The organism is Planococcus sp. S3-L1 (genome assembly GCF_030063085.1).
GTDB classification, from domain to species: domain Bacteria; phylum Bacillota; class Bacilli; order Bacillales_A; family Planococcaceae; genus Planococcus; species Planococcus kocurii.
The window spans coordinates 30,468-53,491 of sequence record NZ_JASISN010000020.1; the positions used below are offsets into that span (position 1 = coordinate 30,468).

Here is a 23,024-nt window from a genome sequence, read left to right on the forward strand (position 1 = left end):
GATGAGGAAATACTTATATTTACTAATCTTACTAATAGTTATTTCGGTACTTGGAGCGTGTAATTCAGATGCTGAAAATCAGGAAGAATCAGAGCAAGGTTCAGATAACAAAAAAGTATTTACTGAAACAGATGTCGAACAAGCAGAAGAAATAATCGTTTTTTTGAATGAAAGGTTGCAAGAGCTTGAGAAAGAAGTAAATCAGAGCATTCAAGATGAAGAGATAATGTTTAAAGATGAATCATCTTTTAATACTCAAGTTCAAGATAAAGCTGACAAGATCGTTTTCGAAAAGATAAAAGAAGAATTTTCCGGTGGAATTGCTTTTAAAGGAACAACTGGTGAGAATGAAAAAGTTTATTTTAACAAAAAAAATAGTGAACCATGTAGTTTAGGTCATTGTGAATACGATGGAATAGAAACGATGCAACTAGAATTAGATACAAGTGAAAGTGAAGAATACAAATCGCTTCATTTTTCAAAATCAGAATTAATATTTTCAAAAGCTACCTACAAATACGCAAGTGAAGAGGAAGAACAATCTTCAGAAATTCGATTTGTAAAGAGTAAAGATAATAAATTAATTTTAGTTCAACACCCTGCACTGGATATTCCATCAATCAATCTAAAAGAAGCTGATAAAGAATATGAAGGGATTCAATCTCGTGTCCCAGAGAGCGAAGTAGAAGCAGAACAAGAAGCCTATCGCAAAGAAGTTGAAGAAACCCTAGCCCATTATCCGAAGCTTCAATAGTTTTATAAAGGTGGTGAACACAATATGGTTATTCGAACAATCGCCAATCAGATAGGAACGATCGAAATTGATCAGAACTCCTTTTATTTCTTGCAGCCACTGTCTGCTTTTAAGACAGAAGAGATGGAACAAATTGAACAAGCATACGAAAAACAAATGCAACAAGTAATGGGAGACCCAACCTTCTTATCGGCACAACAGATCTCCTTTCAATCGGGACAGGTCCGATTTGCGTATGACTTAACGGACTTACATGCTTTTACAGCACTGAAGGCGATGGAGTTTGAAGACAAGTTGTCGTATTATTTAGCTCTTGTTCGCTTGGGTCAGCAGTCCGATGTCAATGTGTTGTGGCAAAAAGAGAACTTTGCGCTGAATAAAGAAGAATCACGTCTTCATGTACTGGTCACAGAAAACGAAGTGATGCCCTTACACAATGACAAAGAACGCGTGATGGCTGTTAAAGACCTCATCATTATTTCGCTGACACGACTCAATCAAGTGTTTGGCAGACCAAGAAGAACAGATTTCTTAGAACAAAGCGACGAAGTGATCCGGTTTGCTGAAACCATCTACTTGCGCCTGCAATCCTTAGAAGAAATCGAAGCATATATGTTGGATGTGTCGAATCAAATAGAAGAAAAGAAAAAACTGAAACAACAAGAACTCGAACGCTCCAAACAAACCCAAAAGAAATGGGCAGTTTCGTCAACGGTACTACGTGGAAATATACAGCGCTTCATTTCTTTTCAAAAGAAATCAAAAGGGAAACAGTCGAAATCGACAACTACCGGAAACAGCAAGTTGTTCGCTGGGGTGGTTGCTGTTCTATTAGCTGCATTCGGTTTAAACGTACTTCTAACACAAGCAACAGAAAATGCAGAGACAAAAGAGCCAAGAGAAGTGGACAGTGCGCAATTAAATCTAGCAGACGTTTACCGAGAAGGACTTTTAGGAGATACTGAAGGAGTAGTAGAACGTTTGGAGTCGGTAGACTACAGTGAATTGCCAGCTGAAGATCAAGCTGTACTTAATCAGCTGTACATTGAGCAAGGTGACTACGAAAAGGCGCTTGCCCATCAACCAACGTTGATTGGAGAAATTGCAGCAAAACTCAGTCAAAATAACGATGTAGAAGGGCTGGAAAAGCTTCAAGACATGACAGAGGAACATGCCGAAGTGGTTGAGTTTGAACTGGCATCGGTAGAAGCCGAGTGGTCGCGAATTATTGAATTGCGGAATCAAGTGGAATTAACAGATCAGCGGGTTGAAACCGTTATCGAAGCCTTTTTTGAAGAAAAGGATTTCCAAGGCGCTAAAGGCTTTCTAGAAAAACATAGCCTAACGGATGAAGCATGGATGAGCCAAGTGCTCGAAGCCGAAAAACAGGCACTCGCGTTAAAGGAATGGCGAACAGAGAAACAGCAAATAGAAGAAGCGTTAGCCAAAGAAAAAGATGAAAAAGCAATAAAAAAATACGAAGCACGCTTAAAAGAACTCAATCAAGCAATCGAAGAAAGTGTGAAGGCAGAGTAAGGGGGTAAATCGTGCATACAAAACGAATTAACAACGCAGGACGTTTGGTTATTCCAAAAGAAATTCTGGATATTTTTCAGTTGCATGAGGGTGACCAAGTCGACATCACACACAATGAACGGCAAATCATCATCGAACCTCATCGTCAGCGATACGTGTGCGCTGTAACGGGAAAAGTTGCCGATGAAGCCATTCGAATTGGCGAGGCGTGGATTAGTAAAGAAGGATTGAAACAAATTGTTCAGTACATGAGTAGTGAATAATGAACGTACGCTGTGACAGTACTTGAAGATTGTCTTGAAAAAAGAGTGAACTGAATACCCATTTAGTAAGATCCGAAGAGTGAATTCATTCTTTGGGTCTTTTTTAGTTAATAATCCACGCTTAGCAATAGAATTTAAGTGGTATATTAAGAACGTATGTTCTTATTTTATTGTAGGGGGTGATTACATGAAGCGGAATAAACACATGAAGCATGTTGGGGAAATCAAAGACCGTGGGATCATTAAGTGGCAAGGGATGTTTCTAACGGAACACGTGGAACTGATCAAAGCATGGCAAGAAAAAGAAGACAAAGTGGCGCAACCAGATTTAACGGAAATGGATTTGCAGCTGATCCAAGAAGAAATGGAACTTGCTATGAAAAGAAGATGTACCGTTTGCATTCAAACCTGGAAAGAAGGGGAATTTCATTATCATGAAGGAGTCATCGTTGACTTCGATTTTCGAAATCAAGTGTTAATTTACACGGATTTAGTTAAAAGAAGAAGCGTCTCAGTTCGTGAAGTGGTATCCATTTCAGCTAGCGATTAAAGGAGTGACAACCTAGAAAAAAGAGTAGCCAAAGCTACTCTTTTCTAAAACGTTTATTCAACTTTTTAATTTTAATACTTACCGGATGATAATTATATTCAATTTGACGATCTTTGTGGTGAAAATATATTAGGTCTGAAAAGTATCTTAATCTTCCCAGAGCTCTTCCATTAACTCGTCAATTTCTTTTTTTCGCTTTTCAGTTTCTTCTTTTAGAAGTGTAACCTTATCCCCTTTGATTTCTACAAAGTCACCGGGTTCTGCAGAGGGTGGAAAAAGGCTCTTCTTAAAGTCGCGTGTAACTCCTTCAATTTCTACGACGGCGAGATTTTCTTCGAAACGGTCGATGATTCCTTTAAGAGATTTCATCTTCATTTCACCGTAGCTACGGTAATTTTAGTCCCGGTGGAAGTGAAGATGATGTTGCCTTTTTGATCGGTCCGATAGATGGTAGTTTTGTAAAGCTTAAATCGATTCAGTACATCCGCAGTTGGATGGCCGTAGGAATTTTTTCCAACACTAATGACAGCATATTTTGGCTTTACAACTTTTAAAAATTCTGTGTTAGAAGAAGTCTTCGCTCCGTGGTGACCAACTTTGATGACATCTGCAAAGAGTGTCTGTTTAGTTTTCACCATATCTGATTCGGCTGTTTTTTCTGCATCACCTGTAAAAAGGAATTTGTTTTTATTATAGGTAACGTGTAGAACGGCACTCCAGTTGTTTAAATCGGTCTTCCCATAGTCACGCGTTGGTCCAACAAATTTTACAGTGCCAGTTTTTAATGGTAGCTTTACGCCAGCCTTGGCGGTCTTGATCGTCAGCTTTTCGGCTTTCACAGCTTTAAGGAAATTCGCATAAGCATCAGTTGTATGCGCTACCTTAGGTGCATAAACAGATTCTACTTTATAAGCTTTCAGAACTTCGTCTAAACCACCGATATGATCGGCATCTGGATGTGTAGCAATCATAATTTCGATATCATCCACTTTTTGTTTCTTAAGATAAGCAATGACTTCGTCTCCTTGACCTTGTCGCCCACCATCAATTAGGATATCTTCGCCACCAGGCATTTTAATATAAGTAGCGTCGCCTTGTCCCACATTAATAAAATGAACTTTCATGGTCGGTATTGCAGCAGCCGAAACTGATGGCATAGAAATGAATCCTGCTAATATAATCAAAGACATAAAGACACTCAGGCTTTTCTTCAACATAACCCCTTCTTTCCTGTAAGTTATTTACATAATCATCATAAGCGAGAAATGGGTAACGAGCAATCAATTTTTTAGTGTATGATTTTCGAGGTATTGAATGAAATTAATACAATTCTGTCATTAAAACAGATTTAGATGTAGTTAAGATTGAGTGTTAAGTATGATGGTCTCCAAGGAACCTCAGAAAGACTATTTATGTTAATTTTTATAGTTTGATAAAGTTATCAATAATAAAGTATTTTCGATAGAAAAATCATATGTAATACCTATGTTTCATTGCAAAGAAGCTCATTCAAACGCTCAAACGTGATGTTTGCCCGGTTGAAACATCCAAAACGACTTTTTGTGCTCTTTCCCTGTATTCGGTAATCTATTAAAAACAACTGCAGCAAAGAAAGGGAGAACAATATGAAAAATAAAATGAAATTGCCAAAAGAACTGGATGGAATGGTGTTAATCGAGACATTGATCAGTCCGATGCAACCAAATACTGGAGTGATTATTGCAGGGGAAAATTATAAAAAAACGGCTACCCAGCCCATTGTGCGTGTTTACTTAATCACGTGGGAAGATGAAGGTTGGGTGATTGAAACGGAATTGCAGGCTTTTGCTTTTAGTGACATTGAAAGTGCTAAAAAATTTGTTTCTGATTTACCAGATCTGTCCGCGATTGATATTCTCATCCGTATGAGTGGGCAGCAAAGCAATTCCCCTTCCGGATCTATCAGCCTATAAATCAATCCCACTGCCAGTCTGGCAGTGGGATTTTCAATGCTATCCGAAGGAGAGTTTGAATTTTGGATGATATCAATTGAAATCGCTTATTGACGCTATTTTATATATCGTATTGCGAGTAACACCTGTTTCTTTGGAAATGTCCAGTACCCTTGTATTTTCTTTAAGAAGTTCACTAACTTTATCATAAACTACTTTGTCCTTGCCTTTGGCTTCAGGTCAATACTGGATAGGGCTACCTTTAAAATTTTCAGCTTTCTTAGCAATCTCAATGCCTTGTCTTTGGACATTGTGTTTTTTTGCTGACTCTCACATAATCCACTAACATTTTTTTAGCTTTCTATTTTGTTTAAAGAAATTTATATTCCACGTTTTCAATGCTTTGTGATCGTTCTTTTTCAAAAACTTTATCTGCAAAGAATTCGGCCAATGTTAAACCGAATCCAGTAGCGATTTTATCAATAGTATCAAGTTGGGGGTTTTTAGTTCTTCCCTGTCTTATTTCTGACATTGTAGTTTGATGAACCCCTGATCGCCTAATTAGTTCACTAGTTTTCCAACCTTTTTCTATTAAAAGATTATCTATTCTTATGATTAATGCTTTTCGTAAATCCACTAAAATTATCCTCTTTTCTTCAAAGTATTTTATACGACTTAAAATGCGCAAGTAAATAAATACAGTATACTACAGAACAAAGACATTATATTTTAGCTACGCCTAAAATAAACCACATGTGGTTTATTGGTGTATAATTCGATTAGCTTTTCGTAATAGAGGATTAACCATAGTTATAGGGAATTGCTTCTAAAGGGATTATAATACATTTTAGGGGAAAGATATAATTAAGTTGTCGCCATAATTGTATTTAACAGGAAGGTAATCTCTTAACTAAAGAAAAGGGGGAAAGAAATGAGTTATTTATATATTGATGAAAAAGGGCCGCAAGAAACAATAAGAGCATCGAATCCTTATAACGAAGAACAAAAGATTAAATTAGGAAATGACAACATGCATGTATACGTTGCCGATGTAATAAAAATCAACAAAGATAGTCTTTCTATAATTGAAGAGAACTATAAGTTGTTAGAGAAAAAATACATAACTTATAGAAATTTTGATAAGGAATTAAAAGGAAAAGATATTTTGGATAAGAATTTTAAGTTTGGAATTGCCAGCATGAAAAATCGGGAGATAGATTTTTATAATTCACTAATGGATTTGCTACTTGAAAATCAGGTAGATAACTTATTGTTGTCAATAAATAAAATGTCGTTAGTTGCTGATAATCGACTAACAGACTGGATACTTGAGTTAGAGAAAAAAAGATTTATAGAATCAGCTTGGTTGCTAAAATACTCTTTGGTTAAATATCTAGAAATTGAAGCGAGTGCTAGTGTGATCCTATCCATTTTCGATTCGAAGAAAAGTAACAGAGAAGTTCTTACAGAAATACAAAAAGACTTGAAAGCTTTTATCGAAAGAAACAAAAATATTAATAGAATGAGAGGGCAAATAGGAGAATATAAGATGTTAATCCAAACTATTAAAACCAAGAAGCATTTAATTTCAACTTCTTCATTTGAGGAAGTTTCGTTTGATTGGGAAAAGCTGAGCTTTGATATTGATTTGTGGATGACAGAAATGAGCCAAAATACCAAATTCCATATACAATCTACTGAACTCATCCTTGATGAGGGAATCCCTTTAAAACCATTTAACAAATTTGATTTCTTAGCAGTTAAAGAAGAAGAAGATTCGGTTGATCATGTCGGACTTCGGATTTCTGATGTTTTGATTGTATTTATGGGCAAAATGATTTCCAAACTAGCGAATGACGTAAGATATGATAAAAAGCAACCCGAAGAAAGAAAACTGCTCTCCAAATCTTGGTTTGCATTAGAAGAAAAACAGTTTGAGTTGGTAAAAAAAATGAAGGGGTATTTTTTTCCTTATAACTCAACCTACTGTTTTGTAGTGGATGTCTATTTTGATGATGCAGCCTTACTGCAAGCTTATTTTGAATATGTCAGTACTTACGAATCTTTTGATGGCTACAAAATGCAGGCCGAAAACCATGTAGAGAATCACTATATACATACTTCGAAATTGCTCCATTCTAGATGGGATTTGGCAATAAGAAGTGAAAAAGAGATTAGAAAGAAGTATGGAAGTATGAGTGCTGCCATAGAATTCGAAGTAATGCGCCCTCTATAATTATATAAAATCTATAAAAATCAGTTCAATACTAGGTTAAGCAGAATTAATTTCTTATTTTTATTTGCTCATAACCAATGGATATATTTAAAAGATAGCTTTGAATTTTTATTAATTGTGCTTTTCATATTGAAATAGGTTACTTATGCAGCATTTTATGTTTCTTATAGTAACCAAATAGGGGTGAGAAATTGTCTGTATTGTACGATTTTAAAAAAGTTGATCAAGCTTTAATTAATATTGATAAGGAAACTCTGTTAGAAGATGTAGATGTCCGATATTCTCTAACCATTCCATTTTTAGATCGAAAAGAAGGCTTATCAGTAGGTATCATATTAATGAATCCATCAAAAGCCAATATGAATATATCAGATAGTACTGTTAATAAGCTAATAAAATTCTTTTATGACTACAAGGTGAATAAAAGCCAAATTAAAGATATTACCATTTGCAATATTTTACCTATCTATGCCAGTAATACAAAATTAACTATGAAAAAAATTAGGGATTTGCACTTAGCAAATGCTTTAGATAAAGTTCAAAACTGTAATGAAGATAAGTTGAAATGGAAAATGGAGAATAAAAGTCTAATAGTATTAGCTTGGGGGAAACCAGACGTTAGCAGTATACCTAATTTACTTTATTACAAAGAAGTTCTGCGAGTTGTTAATTTAGTTTCTACATTACACGGGGATACTTTATATGTTTTAGACATTGAAAATGCTAAAAGCACTTTTACTGAGAATGGAGACTCACGGCACGCTGGACGTTCTGCTACTTTAAAGGGTTTGATAAAGATAGAAGCATCAGAATTGTTTGGTCTATAAAAACTGTAGTTTCATTTTGAACATCCATTGATTAACTTGTTATGTTGTAGGGAGCGATTGCTTTATAGTGCTTCTTCTTTTATATTACGATCGAGCCAAAAAAAGGCATTGAAAAGGATTAAAACGTTGTTGGTTGTCAAACGTGGATCAATTGTAAGTTCCCAATAGTTACGAACATTTTGATATGCTGTTTGAGTACAAAATATTTGTTGGACAACAGCGGATTGTCATTACTATTCCGATGTCCGACTCTAAGATTTTTCCACTTGCACTATATGAATTTACACTGCCTTCACCACAATCTTAAAAAAGGCAAAGAATAAAGAACAAAGAGTAGTCACAGCCACTCTGATCTGAGTCTCAGTTCATTATATAGATTGAGAGTTTTTTAAAAAAAGACCATAGATTAAACACAAAATAGTATTGCATTTAGGGTCAAAAATCTATTAGAGGAAATTATTCCCTTGTGTCTTATAATTATATACAAGGAGATGAATAAATTGACAATAATAAACAGCTTGTCTGATGGTTTTCTAGCTTATCTAATTACTATCATTCCAGTTATCGTATATGTGGTAAAGCTAACAATAGATAACTGGGGGATTACAGAACTAGAAAAACTACGGATGAGTAATTTTAAAAAGTTTCAAATAGCCATTACTAAATACATTTTTACCGCTATAGCTTTTGTTGCTGTCGTATTTTTATTTCTCACATACTTTAATCAGATGGATGATATAAAAGGAAATTTAGTTTATGGATTATTAGCCTTTCTCTTTGTAATTTTCATTATTACTATCTTTATCCTTGAAAACTTAATGAAATTCATTGCACGAAAATTGTCGTTTAAATATGAATATCATATTGTAGATGATCAAGGAGAACCAACTTATCGAATAATAAAAGTGAGTGGAAATAATTCTTTGCTAGTGGAGTCAGACGGAATTGAAGAATTTTTGGATAATCAAATAAATAGACGCTATAAAAGAATTCGAATTAAAGAAAAGAAGCTAGAGGAATTTTACAGAGGTGAAAAGTCAAAGTGGGTAAGAATGGGGCTTCCTATTTTTAGTTTCCTTGTCTTAGTTTCTCTATTTTTCACCACTGAATTGTGGCAATTTAGTCTTTATGTTATTTTCATCGTGTCTGTGCTTGTGTCTTTAATTTTATGGTTAAACTATGCTGAGGATAAGAAATATAATGAGGAGTTATCAGAAAATAGAGATGATACGACAGAGTAGAACCATTATCTGTGGTAGTGAAAAATGTAAATTAAACGTAGTGTGAAACTAGCATCAGCTTTTTCTTTTTTTGTTCATGCTTTATATTTTTTTAATGGAGTTTAACATCTTATGCACCCTTACCAATGGACTATACAGGGATTTTCGGAAAACTTATCAAAGTCTTATTACAAAGTATTGCTTTATTAATTTTAGTTCTTTCCGTTTTAATTATCTTATTTAATGCTTATCAAAATGTAAGATCTAATTAAATAGTTTTTACCTCTTTTGTCGAATAAAGCAGGATATGGACCATAGGTGCAAAAAAACTTGAAGATTTTCCGATTTCGCTATCAAATGATTATACAGTCATAAGAAAAACGATATACTAGAAAATGAACCTAATTATAAAGGAGATGTTTTAACATGGCTAAAAAAGGACACATCCACATGGAAAACGGCGACATCATCGAATTCGAACTTTTCCCGAATGAAGCACCAAACACTGTTGCAAACTTTGAGGAACTTGCAAACTCTGGTTTCTACAATGACGTAACATTCCACCGCGTTATTCCTGGTTTCGTAAGCCAAGGCGGCGACCCAACTGGTACGGGTGCTGGCGGCAGCGGCAAAACAATCAAATGTGAAACTACAGGCAACCCACACAAGCACCAAGCAGGAAGCCTTTCAATGGCACATGCAGGTAAAGACACTGGCTCAAGCCAATTCTTTATCGTTCACGCACCACAACCGCATCTTGACGGCGTTCACACTGTTTTCGGACAAGTGACTTCAGGACTTGAAACGGCTAAAGCGATGAGCAATGGCGACAAAATGACAAAAGTTCACGTTTTTGACGAAGAATAAAGTCAGATATTATAACAAAAAAATGACCATAGGATTAAATCCTATGGTCATTTCAGCCTGTTGAGAAACTAAGGTTTTATCGATTATCTTCTCAGTGGATTGGTCAAGAAACAAAAGAACGTGAAGTTTTTAGACCCTTCTGCTAAGCAGAAGGGTCATTTTTTTGATGTTTTGCACTGCGGCTGTCAGATAAGCCTGTTCTTGGACAGACTTGCGCCCTCGTCGCCTTGCGTAACGGAAACTATGGAGTTCTTTCGCATCGGCGAAACTCCGTTCGATGGTCTGGCTTCGTAACTTGTATAGCTTTTTTCCGCTGGGGGTGCGCTTGTTGGCGCGCACCTTTTCTTTTTCGTCTTCCCAGATGTGCCGGAAAATCGAGCGCTGCTTGCTTTTCGCGGAAAAACAATCCGAGCGCAGTGGACAATGTTCACAATCCTCCGGCCGGCTTTTGTACTGCCGATATCCCTCTCGATCTGTGGTGGCGTAGGACAACTTGCAGCCCATGGGGCAAGCATACGCATCCAGTGAAGGGACATACGTAAATAACCGTTTCGGCACTTTCGGGTTACCGCCTTTGAAACGGCGGTAGCCCATGACCACAAATGTTCCGGCTTCGTTTAACGTTTTACAGATGTGGCCGGTAAAATAGCCGGCATCCAAGGCGACGGCTTCCACCGGAAAAGCAAACTTCTTCTTTTGTACAGCGAGCCGGTCCAAATAAGGAACGGCGTCGTGCATATTGCCGGCCGTGATGTACGTATCCGTGATGAAATTGTATTTGGCATCCACCGTTCGGTGGTCGAGATAGAAAAAACCTTGAGGTTTCTGGTTTCGCATGAGGAACCCACTATCTGGATCGGTCACGCTTTCGCGGGTCATCGCCGGTTTGGTTTTGGCAACGGGCCGAATCACCTTCGGCTTCAGCGCTTTTTTCCATGGGCCTCCCGGTCAGCTACGACCGCTTCTTCCAATTCCCCCAGGTAGCTCACCACTTTTTCCGCCTTTGCTTTTCGGATAAACTTGTTCTTATTCGCATTCGCTTTGATATGCGTGGAATCGGATAGAAGCACGCGGCCACTCACCATGCCGTGGGCTTTTGCCTGACGAACCGTTTCGTCGAAAATTTCTTCAAAGACCGACGTGTCTTCAAATCGGCCCTTCCGATTGAAACTGATGGTGGAGTGATCTGGAATCCGGTCGACGAGGGAATAGCCCAAAAACCATCGGTAAGCGATGTTATCCCGAATCTCTTTTTCCAGTTGGCGTTCTGAACGAACGCCATAAAAATAGCCGATGAAAATCATTTTGAATAAGGTAATGGGCGGAATGGCGGGACGGCCGTTATCCGGACAATAATAAGGCGAAGCAATCCGTTCAATAAAAGAAAAATCAATGAGGGCATCAACGGTACGAAGAAAATGGTCGTGTGGCACGAGTTCATCAATTGAGACGGTGACCTGTTCATGACGGTGATTTTTGACGGGACCAATCATGGGACTTCGCTCCTTCTTTTTTCTTTCAGTTTACATCAAAAAAGTATCGAAATAAACAAAAAAAGACTGTCGAGAGGGTTTCTCGACAGCCTGAAATGACCATAGGATTAAATCCTATGGTCATTTTTTAATTGAGAATAAGTCTTTCAAAGATATTTGTACATGCTGATAAGTTAAGAAGCCCTTCTATCTCATGTCAAAATTCAATTTTTGTTAGTGGTTGATTTTTAAAGTTATACAATGTATAAAAATATCCCAAAATTTAGATTTAAATTCTGAATTTTGGGATGCTCTACCTTTCTTAGAATCCAAATGCTTGGTTAACTTCAATTTCAATTTGTTTCTCGTACGCCGCTATTTCTTCCTTAGATCTTGTACGAACTATCATTTTAGTTAACTCAATTAGCCGCTTTGAGTGAATGGAATTTGGATCAGGTAAAGGATAGTTTTTGACGTACTGAGTTAGGTATCTCTTTTTATTCGAGTATAAAACATTCTGAAACTCAATTGCATGAAACTTCGCCATAAATGCTGAGTTAGCAACTGCTACAGCCAAGTATAAAAGATCTTCATCTTTTTTATTTTTCAAAGAAAGCCAGTAACAATTTCCATCAACTACGTATCCTTCAGTATCAATTAAAAATTTTGCTTCAGAACTGATATCAGGAAAAACTACTTTTGGGTCAGGCCAGCTTGCTGGATCCTGTGGTACCCATAGTTCGTACCAATGTCTAGTCTTAGATTCAGCAAGATATGTTCTTGCTTCTAAGGTTTCTCTATTCATCTCTAAGTATGCCTTTGCTTTAGGAAATAGCTCTAAATCAACAGCCTGTCTTTTTCCGTCTATCACTTCATGTGGATATAGTACCTTTGAAGCTTTAGTTTCGTTAGGTAAAACCCATCTTTCAGCAGTATAGGAAGATATTAAAGGTCTCAAAAGTTCCTCTTCTGGTCTGAGTGAGGGATCTAGTTGATTCCAATCTTCTTTTATGAATACTTTATCTGCTGTCGATTTTACTCCTACTCTAACTTTAAAAACATCATCAAAAATACTATGTGCCCTTGATTTGACCGTTTCCGACCACTCTTTATCTTCTTTAGATGCCATTACCCAAAGTTCTTTAGGATCCTCCGGCACCTTCAAAAATCCAGCAGTAACTTCATAGCTTTTGTTATTTGTTTCGTAAAAACCTGATTTCTTTTTCGTTAAGATCTCATATACAGATTCACATTTAGTTGCGTCATCTGTCTTCTGACTTTCATAAACTCGTAAAAATTTCACATTATCATTCGGTTTCTTATTTTTAGCTGATTTTTTTCTACCTATAAAGATTGCCGGCAATACAGCAGCACTAAATAGTTTAGTGTCTCCTAAATCTATGACTTCTATGATTTCATAGTTTTCATCTAAAAATTTTCTAGTATCCTTTCCACCTACAGTAGTTAAATAGCGATTCGAAGTAATAACGCAGATCAAGCCATCTTCTTTTAAATGCTTGGTCATTGCTACAAGAAAGACTTGGTACAAGTCAACCCGTCCCTTTAGATTGAACTTTTCACCTAATTCTTGTGCTTTTTTTGCACCCAACACTTGAGTACGTACATATGGAGGGTTCGCAAGAATCATATCAACTTTCTTGGGTTCAAATTCATCACTCGAAAACCAAAAATCATTTTTGATGGTAGGATCAGCAAATAAGTCTTCACTGTCATTGAATAAAGCTAAGTAATCACTGTTAAATAAATGAACGTTTTCTGTACCTCCCAAGTATTGGTTTGCTAGCTGTATAGCTTTCGGATCCGTATCCATCCCAATGAGTTCTAGATTTTCTATACACCCTTCATTATAGATAGCCCTCAGAAGTTCTCCATCTCCACAGGACGGATCTAAAACAGAAGTTAATTTCCCTTCTTCAAACTCAACATGTTCAAGTAACTTTTTAGCCATATATTTTGATAGCAAACTGGATGTGTAGTGGGATCCAGTTTCTTTGATTTCTAATATGCTTTTTACCATGTTACACCTCTTCATTTCTGTCTATTACTATTTTACAACATATATCGATTTAACTAAATAAAATACAAAAAATCTATTTTCAACTAAAAGATACTTATTATCATCTAAATGATACTCTTCATCTGTAGTTTATTCAAGTGAAAGATTACATAATAAATATATAAATATTTGAAAGAGGTGTTCCGATGTCAACAGAAGAGGAAAAAGAATTTTTCGACAAAGTAGGGAGCAATATCAGGTTACTACGACACTACCAAAACTTATCTCAGGAAGACTTAGCACAGAAAAGCAACTTAGATCGTACCTATATTGGAGGGATAGAAAGAGGTGAACGAAACCCAACTATCCTTACTTTTAAAAAAGTTGCTGATGCCCTTAGCGTTCCAATTGAAAAAATCTTATCTAACGATCTAGAAAAAAATCTACTAGGCATAAAAAAAGAAAAGGAGTGATTTACAATGATTTCATCATTTGCTTTAAATTTTAAAAACAACTTGATAGCAAGCAATTACACTATTTACGATCAGATCACTATCGGAGATCCTAACTATTGGATCCCTTCCAATGAATTAGAAGAATTATTAAATAGTTGGTTAGTAGGTCTCGATCTAGATGGACTGCCCCTCAGAACTCGTTCTAAGGTTGTAAAAGAAGAAGTATGCAAGGCTTTAGGATATCCGGTGCCTACCTCTTTTAAGAAAACACAACCTCGATTTCTAGGTCAAAACTTCGATATATATACTCAGAAATCTAATAACTTACAGATTTGGAATGAAGAAATTCACGCTGCAAGACGGTATGTATTAATTCGAATTAGTGAAAATGACATTATTACAAAGGTAAAAGTTGTAACTGGAGACATGCTGTCTATCTTAGATAAGACAGGCAAGCTAACTCAGAAATATCAAGCAAAGCTATTAGGAATTCCTGAGAATGTAAAGATGCTATCTGATTCCGATACTATAAATTTGAGTAATGTAGTTTCTCGTTACCGCGGTTTCCACCCTCATACTTCACCAGCTAGTTATCCTAACTTTGGAGAGGTAATGTGCATAAATGAAATTTATACACATTTACAATCTATTGTTGGTATGAGGTTCCCATATTTAGGTGCTTTACAGGAAAGAAATCGCGGAGGGATCCTGCACACTCAAGTGTGTAAAGCATTAGGTTACTCCAACTTCAGAGATGATGGTAAATTCCCCGACGTAAAACATCAGCTTTTAGAAGTTAAGCTACAAACCTCACCTACAGTCGATCTTGGTCTATTCTTGCCGAGTGCTACAGAAGTGTTGGATATACCTCAGATAAGTGGTCACTCTTTTAGAATGTGTGATGTACGTTATGCAATTTTCTATGGTCAAGTAGAAGGAAACGAATTTTTAATTACTAAATTTTATCTTGTCACAGGTGAAGATTTCTTTAGATATTTCACCCAATTTGGTGGATTGAAAGTAAACAAGAAATTGCAGATACCCTTGCCAGCTAACTTTCTATAAGACAAAAAAAAAGCTGACTTAAATCGCACTGATGTAGAAATTACAAGTTTTGCTAAGAAAAGATTTTTTGAATAAAAAGCTAAAGTCTAAATTCAAAAAAATACTCTACACTGAGAGTCTTTTGTTATTCTATTAATGAAGTAAAGCTGCGAAACAACTATATTTCTTTTAAGCAGTTTTACACCGATATGCTTATCGGAATGATTCAATACGATGATTTTTGAAAGCGTTGAGAAGAAGATTTCCACCTTTTTTATAACTTAAAATGATATTTTGTACCTTATTCAAGCGTTACTCTGCAAGTAAATTAGAAAACTTCATCCCTATAACTTAATATTCTTATTTCTCGAACTGAAAGAGCAATAGGTGATTGACCTATGCGTTCCGTAAAGCGAGAAATTCGTTTTTGAGCAAGTCAGTGTCCTTTCTCCTGAATCTATTTTTTATAGTGAGGCAACATCTTTTCTCGTTGCTCAACCAAGGGAGTATTAAGTGGCACTGTTGCGAAAAAACAAAAGCATTCCAAAATAAAGTTGAAAAATAGCACAACGATTAAGATTTTTTGAACAGTTTTACAGAAATACTAATAACTTATTGAAGAGTTAGAGAAAGGAAGAAATAAAATTGAACTCTATTTATGATTTTCTTATCCTAATGAGGGAAAGCTCGACTTTTGCGATTGTAGTATACATCATCTTAATAGCATTTCTTCTAGTTGTATTTAGACTTTTATTTAAAAATGGTAAACAGATTGTAATATCGAATATAGCTCTTGTGATTATGTTATTTTTTACTATCCTTTTAATGTCAATTTTACTTTTCCATCTTTTCTTTGGATATCCGGAAGGTAATTCTTTTATAGGCGATGCAACCAATTTTGCGACCATCGCGGGACTATTCTATATTATTGAGGAAACTAATCAAAAATTAAAACGAGAACGCCAAAATACCAAACAAGAAGGTTCAAGAGAATTTTTAGTTGGAAGAAATAAAGAATTAGAAACACAAGTTGAAAATCTGCAGTCAGAGTTAAAGGAAAAGAATGAGGAGTTAAAAAACTGTAAAAACGATTTATCATCTATTAATGAATCATTAAGAAGTTTAGAGCGCTCATTTATTGCTTTAAATACAAAAGCAGCTACGGCTATAACTGCTAATAAATACTTTAATGAAAGATTAGAAAAGGTCGAAAACTTTAAAAAAAGAAAATCGGTAATATATACTTTCTTAGAATTGATTTTAAAGAAGTGATATTTAGAAAAGAGTCAATAACGATAATTTATAAGAGACCGAGAAGTTGTTTATAATTTCTTCTTGGTCTCTTCTGCTTTTGTATCAAAATTCATATCAAAATCAATCTATCATAAATACTCGTAAAGGAGGATATAGCAAGAAAAAGGAGAACTAAAAAACTTCATAACTTTAATACAGTATTAATATTTAAGTGTGTATACAATAATGTTACTTTTTGCTGGATCTCTGCTAAATACTTACTTGAATGAGACTTAGAATTACAAGCTCGTTCAACTTTTTCATAAAGTTTTGTATGAGTTACTTCATCTATGATTTTCTGTGAAATTTCTCGATCGAAAGCTGCTATCTCTGGTAATATCGCATTAATACTTGTTAAATCGATTTCTTCAAAGTTCGATATTGCCTCAGCAATTATAGTCGATTTCTTGAGTAGAAATAATCTCAATGAACCAGGGTCTTCATTTGCTAAATGATAAATAAGAATATGCAGAGCTTGCCATTCTAGTCGATCTTTTGAATAAGAATCTCTATGCAGAGGAATATCAACATCATTTTCTAAATAATACTTAACTAGCGAAGGAGAAAAAGCGAACTGATAAAAGTTTACCTTCTCAAATTGCTCTTTATTACTGTAGAGAAAATTATCAATTGTTCGAACGTGCTTTTTATCAAGATACAAAAAGAGGAACTCAAGTATTTCACTATGAAAGCTCGCCCAAACATTATGTTCATCAAATTTAGTTTTTATGCGGGTTAAATCTATAGACTCAATTAGCTCAGAGTATTTATTTGGATCTAACTTTCTCAGGATTTTATAGAAACCTGATAAGTTGTGCCAACTACGAAAGGGAACTGTTACTAATTCCTCAGCCAATTGCTTGGGTTCAATAAAACTAATGATTTTCTCACCAATAACTCTTTGATCTTTTTTAATATAATCTCTTTTTTCGCTTAAAGAGTTGAATCCCATTACTATCGCTAAAAATCTGAAATCTAACATATGCCAGGCATTAATTGAATGCCTTTTAAATGCATTGCGAAAATTATCAGACATTAAGTGAAATAATTTAATGCCATATAATCTGTCGTAGTTAAAGATGTTCCCGATGAAATCAACTAAGTTTTCAAAATCTAACTGGTTATTTTCCAACAAAAGTAGTTCTGCTTCAATCTGATTTTTGTCTAAAAGCTTGAAGAATTCCTTTCCTCTTTCAATTGATAAAAGAAGACCTAACCTAGAAATAAAATAGCTCCAGTGATATAAATCTTCTTTCTTTAAATTAGAAAATCCATTAGCAATTTTAGTTATATCTAAGTTGCTACCAAAATCTTTTGCTTTTTTCTTATCTAAGTTATACATGTCATTTATTATGGTGCCCAATGAATAAGCCGTTATACTATTTACATTTTCAATTTCTTTATGAATTGATGAAGTAAAATGATATATATCAAAATACTCGGTTCTACTAAACTTTGTAAAAGTATTGGCGAAGTATAAAGCATGAGTAGTTAGAGTTTTTTCTTCTGACGACAAGCTTTCTTCAAGGATATGGTAAACATCGTTTTTCGAAATAATATAAGGTATTCTAAAATGCAGTTTACTAGTAAAAATTGTATTCATAAACCATACTTTTCCTAAAAGCGGATTATTTAGAGATATCATTTCATTGTGCACTATTTGCTCATATTTTTTTCTATTTTCCGTGTCATTATCGAATATAAACTTCAATTGTCTTTTAGCTGCTTCGTAATGAATCATTCTAAGGAAGAAACCATCAATTAACCTTTTCTTTCGTAGTGCTTTTAAATTCTTGTTTAGCCATTCTTCATCTTCGGAAAAGTATTCCTTTACGTTCTGTATTAACCATGTTTCATTTACTGTATTATCTTTGGTTATTATCTGTTTTAGAGCTAGTAAAAAAATTAATCTTTGTGAGTTATCTAGATCCTTTGATTTAAAGTAGTTATCTTTAGTAGTTTTCCATCCGCCTCTAATTACATAATTAAAGGTCCAAAGATTGGCCTCTTTTGAGGCGGCATCTATTCTTTGATCGAACGATTCTTGCATAAAGTAACTTCCTAAGTCTCCATCTATTTTTGAGATAATATGTGAAACTGTTTTTTCATTTTTTCTGTAAAATTCACTGATACAAGCGATATTCTCATTATTAGAAATTGAAACTGTAGCGGAATCAACTTCTATATCTTCAGTAACTGTCAAAATGATTTTTTGATAATTACTGCTTTTTTCTTGTAAGATTTGCAAAATCGAATTGGGGAGAATATGTCCATCATCAATGATATATATTGCTTTAGGATTGCTGGGTAGAGAAAAATTATCGAAATCCGTAAAATCATTGGTTTTAAAACGTAAAACTTCATATCCACGTTTTAAAAAATGAAAAGCGATTTGATAACAAGAAATGGATTTTCCAGATCCGGGTTTTCCTTGAAGAATAACAAAATTATTCAACTCTAAGATTTTAGTAGCTTTTTGAACTTGAGGCATTTCTGGACACACACTCACGTCTTGAGGAGTAAGTTTGTACCCTAATATGGCTCTTCCGATACTATCATTTTGGTTTTTAAAATTTAAGTACTCCCATTCGTTGTAATTATTTACCTCTAATAAATTTTCCACTAGTTCCTCAAAAAATTCTGACGCCGATAAATTAATCACTCTTTCATCAGTTGAGAATGGGGAGACCCTATAGACTTTCCATTTATCTTCTAAAGGCGAAATCAATTCTTCTACAATTTTTGCATCGCTTTCTGAATAACCAACAATCACTAAAGTTCTAGGTCTTTCCATTGCTAGTACATTAATATGTTTTTGTTCTTCATCATTTATATTTCCTGGAGAGTTTGGAAGTACCCACTGAGAATTTAATTTTAATACATCTCCGTGGGGTTTAATCAAATTTATTTTCCTGTCGTTAATCTGCGTGCCATATAATTCAGACCATGACATTTCTAATAAGTTATCCCAATTAAAAGAGACAATTAACTCGAAAAAATTTTCATGAACTAATTTAGCTATATTATTATGTATACGAGGAGCAACGGTTATTTTACTGTTCACCTTACTAAACTTGCTTTTAAATAAACTTATCGCATTTTCATTCTGTTCGATATATGAAAATGCCTTTTTTATTTTTACAAAATCTTCTCCTATTCTACTCTTTGTACTTCCAGGACCTTTAAACTTCTGATCGATACTAGGAAAAGAGCTTACTACCTCCCAAACAATAGGAGCAAGCTGGTTACCTAATGGCATTCCAGGTTCAAAGGAAACTCCTGCCCCAATAACTACGACAGCATTATTCACTCTTATTTCATTAATTATTGAGGTTAATTTATTAACAGGCTTCATCTCACTTGCTCCTTTTTATTGATCCTTTAATTATTGCATGTAAGGAAAAACGATTGAACGTTATAAATTAAACTGCTTTATAGGAGTTTCTTCTATTATAAAGGAGTTGTTATCTCTTCTTCGATTGCTCTCACTAATTTATAAAAACTAGTCTTTTTAACTCCAGCTTCGCGCATGGCTTCCACTGCGGTTAACTTCTTAGCTTTCCATTTTCTATAAACCTCTTTGAACTCTTCTGAAACAAAAACGGTTGGTCTGCCAAACTGAATGCCATTTTGTAAGGCTAAGTCGATTCCTTCACGTTGTCGTTTTCGGATACGCTCTCGTTCCTCTTCAGCCATCCACGAAAGAATCTGTAAAACCAAATCCGCAATAAATGTCCCCATGCTATCTTTGTATTGCGTAGTATCTAGTAACGGCATATCCAAAACCACAATATCGGCTTCAATATTTTTCGTCAGGTCATTCCACTCCTGAAGAATCTCTTCTTTGTTTCGGCCGAATCGATCCAACGAGTGGATACACAAAATATCCCCTTTTCGAATAACTCGTTTTAATAGTTGATAGTTCGCGCGTTCAAAATTCTTGCCACTCTGTTTGTCCAGGTAGATATCCCGTTCAGTGATGCCCATTTTCCGCATGGCTTCCAATTGACGTCCTTCATTTTGATCTTTGCTGCTGACACGTATGTAACCAAATTTACGATGTTCCATAATTCACCTCTTAAACGATTGTTTTCTTTTATTATACCTGAAAAACGTTCGTAAAAGTGTATGCAATTTTGCGGACGTTCGTAAAGTCATTTGATACATTTACGAACGCCCTTTACGTTCGTTTTTAGCCGTTTTTAAAGCGTTCGTAAAAGTGTACTTTTACGAACGCTTTTTTGACTCTAATCCATCATCATTAAAAGTCAGGAAATATTGGGTTATTTTGGTATGATATATAAAAGAAGAATTTGACTTACATGTTCATATAATGACAGTTTATAAACTATTTTGACGGGGAGTTAATTAATTTGTTCAGATCTTATGTGAAATTTTTAGAAAAGTATAGTCCGCTAATCATTGCATTTTTTTGTTTAGTTTATCTACTTACTTCGTGGGAGGATAACTGGGTACTTACGTGGATTCTTTCGGCTGGAATGATTATCTCTCCGCTTAACTTTATTTCGAACATCAAAGAATTAAAATCTCGCAAAGCTTAATCCAATAAAATAGGGAAGTTGAATGTAACATAAGTGCAGTTAAGTTACATTCGATTTTATTTTTCAAGAACTGAACCGATTGTTGACGAAAACCGTAGGATACTTAGCAAAGAAAACTAAAGGGGAGGAATAATGATGAAAAATTTTACTATATTGGTGATTTTGCTGATTGTATTAAGCGGTTGTTCGGATGGGAATAGATATAATTTTACAGACAGCACTGAAAATTGGGATGTTTTTTATGATGTAGATGTCTCTGCTGGCGATGAGCAAAGAACTACAGGAACCATTAAATATATAGGGAAAGAACCGGCCCCCAAAACAATCGATTATAAAATTGAATACGCTACGGGAGTTGCAGAAGGAATGGGGAAATCGCTAACTGATGGGAGTGTAAGTACAGGAAACGATGCTTGTACAGGATGCAGTGTCATTCAAGAAGACGACGAAATTGCAGTGGAGATTACGTGGGATGGACAAAAAGAAAAGCTAGTATTAACCACAGGGAAATGACATTCTACCCCCACGTCAATATTCGTTCCTTGGTTGTTATGAAAATTACATTCTGAATGTAACTTATTGTGAATTAAGTTACATTCAGCTCCCACTAAATCGGTGTTGCGTATAAATTTTTTATCTAGAGAAACAGAGATATGATTCTTAAAATAACTGGAATCATCCTATACGGATGGAGTGGCTAAAATATGATTTTTAAGGAGTTGAATAAAATGGAGTCGGTCAGTAAGGAACCTCGTTTTGAAAAGTTTATTGGACGTATAAAAAATCTCTCTTTACTCATCATAATCCCGATGTTGTTTCTTCTAAGCAATGAACATGAGGTCCTTAAGACTGTTTTGGTCTTGTACCTAGCGATTTTATTTTTGGTAGAAGGGTTTGTCCTATTTTCTAACCAGAAAACCAGTAGTTTGATTAATCTTGGTGTTGGACTATTTTTTATTGGAATGATTATTTTTATTTAAAACATTAATATTGATAGATTCGAGTCCTTAATGTGAATGTAACTTAATGCTAATTAAGTTACATTCAAAACCTTTATTTCATTAATCTTCGAAGAGCGAGAGATAAGAATGGGGTTGCTAGAAAAAATGATACATTCAAAAGTCTATTCTGTATGGTTATAAAATCGTGTTTTTGAAAGAATCTAATTTTATATATCGTAAAGTTAGCAGAAGAGAAGGAACCCGATTAAGGTTTCTTCCCTTGTTGCTTGGAGAAGTGTACTTTTACGCACGGTCATATTCTCTGGAGGTTTGTTGCAAGTTTTTTAAGTAGCGGATATTAAAATGAACAGATATTTTTACAACCGTTTGAAGAGAGAACTAGATATGATGAAAAATCACAAAAATAATATTCTGAATACTCCGCAAATGGTAAAATAATATTATAGGTAGTGGAGGTGTTTTCCTGTTTCTATCCAGTAAAAAACAAGGAAGTACTCCCATTCTATTTTCAACCTAAGGAGTTCTTTCGATTATTCAGCAAAAGTAAGTGGAGGGAGGCCGCAATATGTGGTTTAAGCTATTACTGTTCCTATTCATCGTGTACGCAGTGAACGCCATCATCAAATTCGCTCTCAAGAAGTGGCTGAAGGTCGAGCCGCGGAAGAAGAAGTTCTTTTCGAATAATTATGTGAATGCAACTCACTTAAAAGTGGACTGGTTTGTACGGGGGATCTTGTTGATTGCAGGGGTGGCAACGTTGTTTTATGTCATTGCCGAAGAGAATTCAATTCTTTATATGCTCGTCTATGTCATTGTATTTATCGTACTAACTTATGCAGTGGGGGCGTACTTTGAGTGGACAGCTTCAAAGCACCCGAAGCAATCCCTTTTCATGTTGAGCGAAATGTTTGTCTGGCTCGTTGCGGTTGCCTTGCTGATCCAGTCAAGTTCATTCTTTTTAGGAATCATTGAGGGTGTCGTGACTGAAAAAACGGAAGCAAGTTTTACTGTGGAAATGGTGGCAACTGGCTTTTG

At 35.2% G+C, this 23,024-nt stretch carries 21 protein-coding genes and 1 pseudogene; 14 read left to right on the forward strand and 8 right to left on the reverse strand.

Annotation, left to right across the window (positions count from 1 at the left end):
* Position 1: 1 nt before the first annotated feature.
* From QMF37_RS15010 to QMF37_RS15025, 4 genes are all read left to right on the forward strand, one after another.
* Entirely contained in the window at positions 2–754 is a 753-nt protein-coding gene (locus QMF37_RS15010; RefSeq protein ID WP_283478753.1) for a hypothetical protein, read from the forward strand.
* 24 nt (positions 755–778) lie between these two features.
* The gene (locus tag QMF37_RS15015) at positions 779–2,290 is read left to right on the forward strand and encodes a hypothetical protein (protein WP_283478754.1); all 1,512 of its coding nucleotides are present in this window, start codon (positions 779–781) and stop codon (positions 2,288–2,290) included.
* Between the two features lie 11 nt (positions 2,291–2,301).
* The gene (locus QMF37_RS15020) at positions 2,302–2,553 is read left to right on the forward strand and encodes an AbrB/MazE/SpoVT family DNA-binding domain-containing protein (protein ID WP_008498882.1); all 252 of its coding nucleotides are present in this window, start codon (positions 2,302–2,304) and stop codon (positions 2,551–2,553) included.
* Between the two features lie 187 nt (positions 2,554–2,740).
* Positions 2,741–3,103 carry a YolD-like family protein gene (locus tag QMF37_RS15025; protein WP_283478757.1) on the forward strand — a complete coding sequence of 121 codons (363 nt, stop codon included), beginning with the start codon at positions 2,741–2,743 and terminating at the stop codon, positions 3,101–3,103.
* Positions 3,104–3,250: 147 nt separating this feature from the next.
* Here QMF37_RS15025 and QMF37_RS15030 read toward each other — a convergent pair whose 3' ends face one another.
* The gene (locus tag QMF37_RS15030; protein ID WP_283478758.1) at positions 3,251–3,472 is read right to left on the reverse strand and encodes a DUF3006 domain-containing protein; all 222 of its coding nucleotides are present in this window, start codon (positions 3,470–3,472) and stop codon (positions 3,251–3,253) included.
* Positions 3,473–3,474: 2 nt separating this feature from the next.
* Complete coding sequence (locus tag QMF37_RS15035; protein ID WP_283478760.1) at positions 3,475–4,320, reverse strand: ComEC/Rec2 family competence protein; 846 nt, start codon at positions 4,318–4,320, stop codon at positions 3,475–3,477.
* Between the two features lie 408 nt (positions 4,321–4,728).
* Between QMF37_RS15035 and QMF37_RS15040 the strand changes: the two genes are divergently transcribed.
* A complete protein-coding gene (locus QMF37_RS15040) occupies positions 4,729–5,055 on the forward strand; it encodes a hypothetical protein (RefSeq protein ID WP_283478761.1) in 327 nt (108 codons plus the stop codon).
* Positions 5,056–5,127: 72 nt separating this feature from the next.
* Here QMF37_RS15040 and QMF37_RS18305 read toward each other — a convergent pair.
* Together QMF37_RS18305 and QMF37_RS15045 are read right to left on the reverse strand one after the other, a co-directional pair.
* Positions 5,128–5,232, reverse strand: a pseudogene (locus QMF37_RS18305) (hypothetical protein); the annotation flags it as partial.
* A gap of 172 nt (positions 5,233–5,404) precedes the next feature.
* A complete protein-coding gene (locus QMF37_RS15045) occupies positions 5,405–5,671 on the reverse strand; it encodes a helix-turn-helix domain-containing protein (RefSeq protein WP_283478762.1) in 267 nt (88 codons plus the stop codon).
* 294 nt (positions 5,672–5,965) lie between these two features.
* On the opposite strand from QMF37_RS15045, the gene QMF37_RS15050 reads away from it, so the two are divergent.
* The 4 genes from QMF37_RS15050 (at position 5,966) to QMF37_RS15065 (ending at position 10,184) form a co-directional block, all read left to right on the forward strand.
* Positions 5,966–7,270, forward strand: coding sequence for a hypothetical protein (locus tag QMF37_RS15050; protein ID WP_283478764.1), 1,305 nt, complete (start codon positions 5,966–5,968; stop codon positions 7,268–7,270).
* Positions 7,271–7,461: 191 nt separating this feature from the next.
* The gene (locus QMF37_RS15055; RefSeq protein WP_283478765.1) at positions 7,462–8,097 is read left to right on the forward strand and encodes a DUF1643 domain-containing protein; all 636 of its coding nucleotides are present in this window, start codon (positions 7,462–7,464) and stop codon (positions 8,095–8,097) included.
* 500 nt (positions 8,098–8,597) lie between these two features.
* Positions 8,598–9,338, forward strand: a complete 741-nt coding sequence (locus tag QMF37_RS15060; protein WP_283478766.1) for a hypothetical protein — start codon at positions 8,598–8,600, stop codon at positions 9,336–9,338.
* Between the two features lie 405 nt (positions 9,339–9,743).
* On the forward strand, positions 9,744–10,184 hold the full coding sequence (locus tag QMF37_RS15065) for a peptidylprolyl isomerase (protein WP_283478768.1): 441 nt from the start codon (positions 9,744–9,746) through the stop codon (positions 10,182–10,184).
* A gap of 129 nt (positions 10,185–10,313) precedes the next feature.
* Here QMF37_RS15065 and QMF37_RS15070 read toward each other — a convergent pair.
* A protein-coding gene (locus QMF37_RS15070; protein WP_425439663.1) for an IS1182 family transposase occupies positions 10,314–11,677 on the reverse strand; the annotation gives its coding sequence in 2 pieces (ribosomal slippage) (positions 10,314–11,105 and positions 11,108–11,677; 1,362 coding nt in all).
* Between the two features lie 301 nt (positions 11,678–11,978).
* Positions 11,979–13,694, reverse strand: coding sequence for an Eco57I restriction-modification methylase domain-containing protein (locus QMF37_RS15075; RefSeq protein WP_283478769.1), 1,716 nt, complete (start codon positions 13,692–13,694; stop codon positions 11,979–11,981).
* A gap of 185 nt (positions 13,695–13,879) precedes the next feature.
* Here QMF37_RS15075 and QMF37_RS15080 point away from each other — a divergent pair, with 185 nt between their 5' ends.
* The 3 genes from QMF37_RS15080 (at position 13,880) to QMF37_RS15090 (ending at position 16,444) form a co-directional block, all read left to right on the forward strand.
* Positions 13,880–14,146 (forward strand): helix-turn-helix domain-containing protein, encoded by a 267-nt coding sequence (locus QMF37_RS15080; protein WP_283478771.1) that lies wholly within the window; start codon positions 13,880–13,882, stop codon positions 14,144–14,146.
* 6 nt (positions 14,147–14,152) lie between these two features.
* Positions 14,153–15,193 carry a restriction endonuclease gene (locus tag QMF37_RS15085; RefSeq protein WP_283478772.1) on the forward strand — a complete coding sequence of 347 codons (1,041 nt, stop codon included), beginning with the start codon at positions 14,153–14,155 and terminating at the stop codon, positions 15,191–15,193.
* 624 nt (positions 15,194–15,817) lie between these two features.
* Positions 15,818–16,444, forward strand: a complete 627-nt coding sequence (locus QMF37_RS15090) for a hypothetical protein (RefSeq protein ID WP_283478773.1) — start codon at positions 15,818–15,820, stop codon at positions 16,442–16,444.
* A 163-nt stretch (positions 16,445–16,607) separates the two neighbouring features.
* Here QMF37_RS15090 and QMF37_RS15095 read toward each other — a convergent pair whose 3' ends face one another.
* Positions 16,608–19,820: an nSTAND3 domain-containing NTPase gene (locus tag QMF37_RS15095; protein WP_283478774.1), complete on the reverse strand. Its 3,213-nt coding sequence runs from the start codon at positions 19,818–19,820 to the stop codon at positions 16,608–16,610.
* Positions 19,821–19,915: 95 nt separating this feature from the next.
* The gene (locus QMF37_RS15100) at positions 19,916–20,533 is read right to left on the reverse strand and encodes a recombinase family protein (protein WP_283478775.1); all 618 of its coding nucleotides are present in this window, start codon (positions 20,531–20,533) and stop codon (positions 19,916–19,918) included.
* 629 nt (positions 20,534–21,162) lie between these two features.
* Here QMF37_RS15100 and QMF37_RS15105 point away from each other — a divergent pair.
* Both QMF37_RS15105 and QMF37_RS15110 read left to right on the forward strand, forming a co-directional pair.
* Positions 21,163–21,540: a hypothetical protein gene (locus QMF37_RS15105; protein WP_283478776.1), complete on the forward strand. Its 378-nt coding sequence runs from the start codon at positions 21,163–21,165 to the stop codon at positions 21,538–21,540.
* Positions 21,541–22,554: 1,014 nt separating this feature from the next.
* On the forward strand, positions 22,555–23,024 hold a 470-nt coding region (locus QMF37_RS15110; RefSeq protein WP_283478777.1), incomplete at its 3' end, for a DUF4181 domain-containing protein.